Raw genomic sequence first — 6,724 nt, 5'->3', positions numbered from 1 at the left:
AAAAGGCCGCGACATCCCCGCCGAACTCGCCCACATCGCAGAAGGCATCCAGGACTCCGGCACCACCCGCCAGGAAGCCGCCACCCTCCTCGCCGGCTGAATGACGGCGGGCCGGCCTGGTGCTGTTTTGGGGGGCACCAGGCCGGACGTCGGCAGGAAAGTCAGCACGGCCCCGCAAGGCTCCCGGGGCGCTGCGGGGCAACCCGCTCAGCTGTTGCCGCGCACCACGGGGATACTCGCCGTCGGCAGCCCGCTGGGGAACACCGTGGGTTCCGGCTCTGCGACTGGCTCCAACGGCAGCTGCACGGGCGTGTTGCCCACCGTCACCCGCCGGCCGCGGACATCCACCTCCAGCGGGGCGCCGTCCTGGACCGTCAAGGTGATGGATCCGGAGGCGAGCTGGACCAACAGCAGGCGGCCCCGGATCTTCAGGTGGAAGGCCAGACTTTCCCACTCCGCGGGCAGGCGGGGATCGAAGTACGGGACCGGGCCTTGGTCCCGCATTCCCGCGAACCCGCATACCAGCGAACTCCACACTCCCCCGCTGGAGGCGATGTGCACGCCGTCGATCGTATTGCCATGCGTGTCATCCAAGTCGATTAACGCGGCACTGGTGAAGTGCTCCAGCGCCTCCCTCGAATAGCCCACTTCTGCCGCCATGATCCCCTGGACGCAGGCGGAAAGCGTTGAGTCACCGGTGGTGATGGGGTCGTAGAAGTCGAAGGCCCGCTGCTTTTCACCTGCGGTGAAGTCCTGCCACTGCAGGAACATGGCCAGGACGGTGTCTGCCTGCTTCAGGACCTGGTGCCGGTAGATCACCAGCGGGTGGAAGTGCAGGAGCAGCGGATACTTCGACCGGGGCGTGGTCCAGTCCCATGCTTCCAGGGTCATGAAGTCGTTGTCCTGCGAGTGCACCTGCATCCGGTCATCGAACGGCAGTTGCATGCGGTTGGCGGCAGCCTCCCACAGCTGGCGCTCCTCCTGGGTGATGCCGGCATGCTCGAGCGCCGCGGCAGCACGCAGGTTGAAGCGGGCCATGACGTTGGTGTACAGGTTGTCGTTCACCACGGCCGTGTACTCATCAGGGCCGGTGACGCCGTGGATATGGAAGAGCCCGTCCTTGCCAAAGAAGCCCAGGGAGATCCACATGCGGGCCGTCTCGATCAGCAGTTCCGCACCCATGCCGTCCCGGAACGCGGCATCCCCGGTAGCCCAGAGGTACCTGTTGGTGGCGAAGGCGATGGCGGCGGCGATGTGGAACTGTGCGGTACCGGCCGCGTAGTAGGCGCTGGCCTCGAGCCCGTTGATGGTGCGCCACGGGAAGAGGGCGCCGTCCACACTCAGTTCCTTCGCCCGGATCCTGGCCTCGGGAAGCATGCCGTGGCGGAACTCGAGGACCTGCCGGGCTCCGTCGGGGTTGGTGTAGGTGAGGTACGGCAGCAGGTACACCTCCTGGTCCCAGAAGTAGTGCCCTTCATAGCCTGAGCCCGTCACGCCCTTGGCGGGGATACCGGCCACATCGGCACGCGCCGTGGCCTGGGCAAGCTGGAACAGGTTCCAGCGGATGGCCTGCTGCAGCCCGGGCCGGCCGCCCTCCACCACGATGTCGGAGGTAGCCCAGTAGGCGCGGTAGTGGGCCATGCTCTCGGCAAAGATGCTGTCCACCGGGCTGAGGGCCTCCTCAGCCACCGCGGCCGCATCCACGTCCGGGTCCTGGATGCTGCGCCCGGCCACGTAGCTGACGCTCTTCTCCAGCCGGAAAGGCTCGCCGGCATCAACCGCCAGGACGTACCGGACAGTGCTGTGGTCCTGGTCCACCACGGTTTCAAAGGGCTGCTGCCCGGCGGAGGTCCAGTGGTCCACTGCCAGGCCAACGCGCTGCTTGGATTCAGCCGCTTCCCAGGACAAACGCAGTGACCCGTCGCCGCCGTCGAGCCGCACAGGGAGCAGCACCCTGCCGGCGTGGCGTCCGGCCCGGCGGGGATCGTGCACGGAGTGGTCTTCCACCGGCTGGTCCTGGCGGTTGATCACGGCAGAGGTGACGTCCAGGGAGATTTGCCGGTCCGCGGCCACCTCCAGCGAGATGCCCAGGCTGCCGCGGGACTCATAACCAACGGCGCGGCGTTCAGTGGTGGTCACCGTGGCGCCGGACCGGCACTGCCACGTGATGCGGCACTCGTAGATCCCGGTGGAGAAGTCGACGCTGCGCCGGTATTCCTGCACCTCCGATTCGGCGAGGGTCAGGCTTTCGCCATCCACCACCACCGCGAAGTTGTTGGCGTCCGGGATGTAGAGGATGCGCTGCCCCGTCCGGGCAAAGCCAAAGGCATTTTCGGCGTGCTTGATGTCCCAGATCTCGTGCAGGCCATTGATGAAGCTGCCCGGCAGTTCGGCATCGGCCACGGCCCAGTGGGCGCCCCGGATGCCCAGGTGCCCGTTGCCCAGGGCAAACAGGGTCTCCAGGGTTCCCGCCGCGTCGGCTTCGTAGCGCGTTTCGACGATCTGCCAGGGAGTATCGGGGAACCGGTCGCGGTCCGCGGAAATCAGTGCCATGGTTGGGGGTCCTTTTGGCCTTGCTGTGGTGCCGGACTGGCCGGCACGAAGTATTCGGGGGAAGGGTGGTACTGGGATGGGCGCTGCCGGGGAAGCAGCGGTGTTGCCCCGGGGAAGGCAACGGGGGTCCTGCGGATTTTAGGGGATGAGTTCCTGGAGGTCGTTGACCACCAGGGTGGCGCCGGCGTCGAGGAGCGTCTGGCGGCCCGCGCCCCGGTCCACGCCGATGACGGAGTGGAAGGAGCCCGCGCGTCCGGCCTGGACCCCTGACACTGCGTCCTCCACCACCACGCACTCCGGACTGGAGAGGTCCAGCAGTTTGGCTGCGTACTCGTACGTGGCGGGGCTCGGCTTGCCGGGCAGCCCCTGCTCCGCGGCCACCACGCCGTCCACCACGACCGGGAAGTGGCGGCTGAGGCCGGCGGCTTCCAGGACGGCGGGGGCATTGCGGGATGAGGAGACGACGGCGACCTTGAGTCCGCGGGCAAGCGCGGCTTCGAGGAAGCGCACCGAGCCTTCGAACGGTTCGACGCCGGCACTCACGATGTCATTGAAGACGGCGTTCTTGCGGTTGCCCAGGCCATGGACGGTCTCGTTTGCCGGATCGTCGTCAAGGGGGCCTTCCGGCAGCGTGATCCCCCGCGAAGCCAGGAAGTCACGGACTCCGTCAAAGCGGGGTTTGCCGTCGATATGGTCAAAGTAGTCGCTTTCCCGGTACCCGGGAACCTCCGGGTGCGAGGCAAGGTAGCCGTCGAACAATTCCTGCCAAGCACGCTCGTGGACGGTGGCCGTCGGGGTCAGGACCCCGTCCAGGTCAAACAGGATTGCCGCCGCGCCGGTCCAGTCGGCGGGCTTGGCTGCAGTTTCCAGAGTCATCGGCAGTGCGGTGTCCTTTCGGTTCGTGGACAGCCGGCCCTGCCGGGACAGCCTTAAGGAAGGTACTGCTGCGCCTCATGCGCGCAGCATCACTTCCTTGTCCGCCCACTGCAGGACCGATCATGGCCGTAGACGAGTGTAAGCGCTTGCAAATTTCGCTGGCAACTGTTTTTTCGTACCCACCGATGGGGCAGTCACACAGTCAGCGCAGCACGTAGTGGCGCAGGAAGGCGCTGACGTCCACCATTTCGGCCTTGGACATGGCGTGCCCCATGCCCGGGTAGGTCCGGGCCGTCAACAGCGTGTTCTCTTCAAGCCACCCGGCGGTGTAGGCAACGGCGTCTTCGTTGATCACCAGGTCCGCCTTGTCCCGCCCCCAGAAGAACGGAGGCTTGGTGTCGAAGGAGTCCATCGCGGACAGGAGCTCGTTGTTGAGCACGAAGCCGGACAGTCCCACAACCGCTTTGTAGTCGTCCGGGTGCAGCCGCAGGAGCGTGCTGGCCATGGCCATGCCCTGCGAATACCCCATCAGGGTGACGCTGCTGTGCTGGTCCCTCACTCCGTTGATCCAGGTCCGGACCGCAGTTGCTGCGGAGATGACATCAGCGAAATCGTTTGCCAGGAAGTAGTCGAGCAGGAACCAGCCCCAGTGGTCACCGATGGGCATAGGGGCCCGCAGCGCGGCGAAGGTGAACTCCTGTGGCAAGTATTCGAACAGGCGCACCATCCGCGACTCATCCGTGCCGTAACCGTGCATCATCACCAGCAAGGGAGTGCCGGCTCGCTGGCCTTCCGGCCTGGACCACACAACTGTTTCCACTGGTCAAGCCTAACCACGCGGAAGCCGACGCCCCGCCCGGATCATTGAATCCGCAACGACCGGACGGTAGCGTGACGCTTGACAGACAGCAGGCTTAGCTTTTGGCAGTGTACGCACCACCCTCCCGTATCGCCCTACCAGCGCCGCGCAGGCCGCGGCCATAAGGAGCAAGTCATGAGAATCGGCTCATCAATCTTCCTCATCGCCCTCGGCGCCATCCTTGCCTGGGCGGTAGCCCCCGGACTGATCCCCTTTGTGGACCAGCAACTGGTGGGATACATCCTGATGGCCGTGGGCGTGATCGGACTGATCGCATCGCTGATCCTTGCCTCCCCCGGCCGCAGCCGCCGGGTCAGCGAATCGCGTTCCGTCATCGATCCCAACACGGGCGAACGCATCACCCGCCACGAGAGCCGGGACGGCGGTATCTAACGACGCCGCCACCGGGAACGGGATCCGGGCCACCACTGATGAACCCGAAAAGCCGGGCTGGACCACCACGTGTCCAGCCCGGCTTTTCCATGCCCCCGCAAAGATTCCACACCGGATCTTGTTTCATGTTGGTTTCCATTGACAAACCAACAGAACCAAAGATAAAGTCAAGTAACTCAACATCAATGTGATGCCAGTCACGCCGAAGCCGGGAACGGAAGAGGCGGGCACCCAGCAGGACCTACGCAACGGAGGGTACGTGTTCGCCGAAGAGCGCCAGCAACAGATTGCCGAGCTTGTCGCCGGCAGCGGCCGGGTCAGCGTGACCCTGCTGGCTGAGCGCTTCCGTATCACCACCGAAACGGTGCGCAGGGACCTCGCCGCCCTGGAAAACGCCGGCACGGTGCGCCGCGTCCACGGCGGAGCCGTCGCGGCGGACCGCTTCAGCACCACGGAAGAAAGCGTCACCGAACGGGCCATCCAGCGGCCGGACCAGAAGGTCCGCATCGCCGAGGCAGCACTCGCCCTCATACCCCGGAACTCATCCGCCAGCGTCCTGATGGACGGCGGAACCACCACAGAGGTGCTTGCCGACCTGCTCGCCCGCCGCGCCGCCGTCGAGCCTTCCGAGGGAACGGGCCCCCGGCACGAACTGGTGGTCATCACCCACGCTGTACCCATTGCCAGCAAACTCTCCAACGTTCCCGGTGTTGCCCTGCAGATCCTGGGCGGCCGGGTCCGCGGACTCACCCAGGTGGCCGTAGGGCAGGCAACGGTCAACGCCGCCGCCCGGATCCGCCCTGATATCGCGTTCATCGGGACCAACGGCATCCACGCCACCTTCGGCGTCAGCACTCCCGATCCTGAAGAAGCCGCCGTGAAGGCAGCCTTCGTCCAGTCGGCACGCCGCATTGTGGTGCTGGCCGACTCCTCCAAGCTGGACACGGAAACCCTGGTCCAGTTCGCCTCCCTGAAAGATCTGGACACCTTGATTACAGACAGTGAACCCGGACCTGAACTCGCAGCAGCCCTGGAAGAGGCCGGCGTTGATGTGGTGGTCGCATGATCGTCACCTTCACGGCCAACCCCAGCCTTGACCGCACCGTAGCCCTCCCCGGCCCGCTGGAACGCGGCGAGGTCCAGCGGGCCGTCTCCGTCCGGCAGGAGTCCGGCGGCAAGGGCGTCAACGTCTCCCGTGCCCTGGTGGCCTCCGGACTGGAATCCCTGGCCGTCCTCCCCGGCGCGGACAGCGACCCCGTCCTGGCCGGCCTGCGCGAAAGCGCGGTACCCTTCGTTTCGCTTCCCATCGACGAGCCGCTGCGCACCAACGTGGCGCTCACCGAGCCCGGCGGCGTAACCACCAAGATCAACGAGCCCGGCCCTGCGCTGGATGGGAACCAGCAGGAAGCCCTCCTCAAGCTCCTGGTGGAAAGCTCCCGCGGTGCCGGCTGGGTGGTCCTGGCCGGCTCGCTGCCGCCCGGATTCCCCGCAGACTTCTACGCGACGGTGGCCCAGCGCCTGCGTTCCTCCGCCGACGGCGCCGCCCCGCGCATCGCCGTCGACTCGTCCGGACCGCCCCTCGCTGCCGCCCTCACCGACGGGGCGGAGGGCATGCCGGACCTCCTGAAGCCCAACGCCGAGGAACTGGCTGAGCTGGCCGCAGCTGCCGGCTTCCCCCCGGCATCCGGTGACGAACTGGAAGCGGACCCAACGGCTGCCGCAGCCGCCGCAGCCGCCGTCGTACGTTCCGGTGTGGGTGCTGTGCTGGCCACTCTCGGTTCCAAGGGAGCTGTCCTCGTCACGGCCGACGGCGCGTGGTTGGCCACGCATCCGCCGGTCGCCGCAGTCAGCACGGTGGGCGCGGGCGACTCCGCGCTTGCCGGCTACCTGCTTGCCCACGGCCGGGGCGCCGCCCCCGCCGACTGCCTTCGCCAGGCGGTGGCCCACGGTGCCGCCGCTGCCTCGCTGCCGGGTTCCACTGTTCCGGCAGTAAACCAAACCACCCCGGATGCCGTGACCATCACGGCCCTTCGAAAGGATTGA

Annotated in this window: 6 protein-coding genes; 3 read left to right on the top strand and 3 right to left on the bottom strand. The window is 66.7% G+C overall.

Features of this window, described 5'->3' with window-relative positions:
• Nucleotides 1–207 precede the first annotated feature (207 nt).
• The 3 genes from J2T23_RS08770 to J2T23_RS08760 all read right to left on the bottom strand — a co-directional run bounded on the left by J2T23_RS08770 (nucleotide 208) and on the right by J2T23_RS08760 (nucleotide 4,249).
• On the bottom strand, nucleotides 208–2,553 hold the full coding sequence (locus tag J2T23_RS08770) for a glycoside hydrolase family 65 protein (RefSeq protein WP_307359026.1): 2,346 nt from the start codon (nucleotides 2,551–2,553) through the stop codon (nucleotides 208–210).
• 138 nt (nucleotides 2,554–2,691) lie between these two features.
• Nucleotides 2,692–3,429 (bottom strand): HAD family hydrolase, encoded by a 738-nt coding sequence (locus J2T23_RS08765; RefSeq protein WP_141158413.1) that lies wholly within the window; start codon nucleotides 3,427–3,429, stop codon nucleotides 2,692–2,694.
• Nucleotides 3,430–3,631: 202 nt separating this feature from the next.
• Entirely contained in the window at nucleotides 3,632–4,249 is a 618-nt protein-coding gene (locus J2T23_RS08760; protein WP_141158414.1) for an alpha/beta hydrolase, read from the bottom strand.
• 174 nt (nucleotides 4,250–4,423) lie between these two features.
• On the opposite strand from J2T23_RS08760, the gene J2T23_RS08755 reads away from it, so the two are divergent.
• The 3 genes from J2T23_RS08755 to J2T23_RS08745 all read left to right on the top strand — a co-directional run bounded on the left by J2T23_RS08755 (nucleotide 4,424) and on the right by J2T23_RS08745 (nucleotide 6,724).
• Nucleotides 4,424–4,681, top strand: a complete 258-nt coding sequence (locus J2T23_RS08755; RefSeq protein WP_141158415.1) for a DUF6458 family protein — start codon at nucleotides 4,424–4,426, stop codon at nucleotides 4,679–4,681.
• A gap of 259 nt (nucleotides 4,682–4,940) precedes the next feature.
• Nucleotides 4,941–5,747, top strand: coding sequence for a DeoR/GlpR family DNA-binding transcription regulator (locus J2T23_RS08750; RefSeq protein ID WP_141161390.1), 807 nt, complete (start codon nucleotides 4,941–4,943; stop codon nucleotides 5,745–5,747).
• The gene (locus tag J2T23_RS08745) at nucleotides 5,744–6,724 is read left to right on the top strand and encodes a 1-phosphofructokinase family hexose kinase (RefSeq protein WP_307359018.1); all 981 of its coding nucleotides are present in this window, start codon (nucleotides 5,744–5,746) and stop codon (nucleotides 6,722–6,724) included. The genes J2T23_RS08750 and J2T23_RS08745 overlap by 4 nt, the downstream gene beginning before the upstream one ends.

The organism is Pseudarthrobacter niigatensis, assembly GCF_030812615.1.
Taxonomy (GTDB): domain Bacteria; phylum Actinomycetota; class Actinomycetes; order Actinomycetales; family Micrococcaceae; genus Arthrobacter; species Arthrobacter niigatensis.
This window is presented reverse-complemented; position numbering and strand designations above follow the sequence as displayed.

Excerpts from the sequence above, each read along its gene's own strand:
- J2T23_RS08770 (WP_307359026.1), bottom strand. The coding sequence starts at position 2,553 with ATGGCACTGATTTCCGCGGACCGCGACCGGTTCCCCGATACTCCCTGG.
- J2T23_RS08765 (WP_141158413.1), bottom strand. The coding sequence starts at position 3,429 with ATGACTCTGGAAACTGCAGCCAAGCCCGCCGACTGGACCGGCGCGGCG.
- J2T23_RS08755 (WP_141158415.1), top strand. The coding sequence starts at position 4,424 with ATGAGAATCGGCTCATCAATCTTCCTCATCGCCCTCGGCGCCATCCTT.
- J2T23_RS08745 (WP_307359018.1), top strand. The coding sequence starts at position 5,744 with ATGATCGTCACCTTCACGGCCAACCCCAGCCTTGACCGCACCGTAGCC.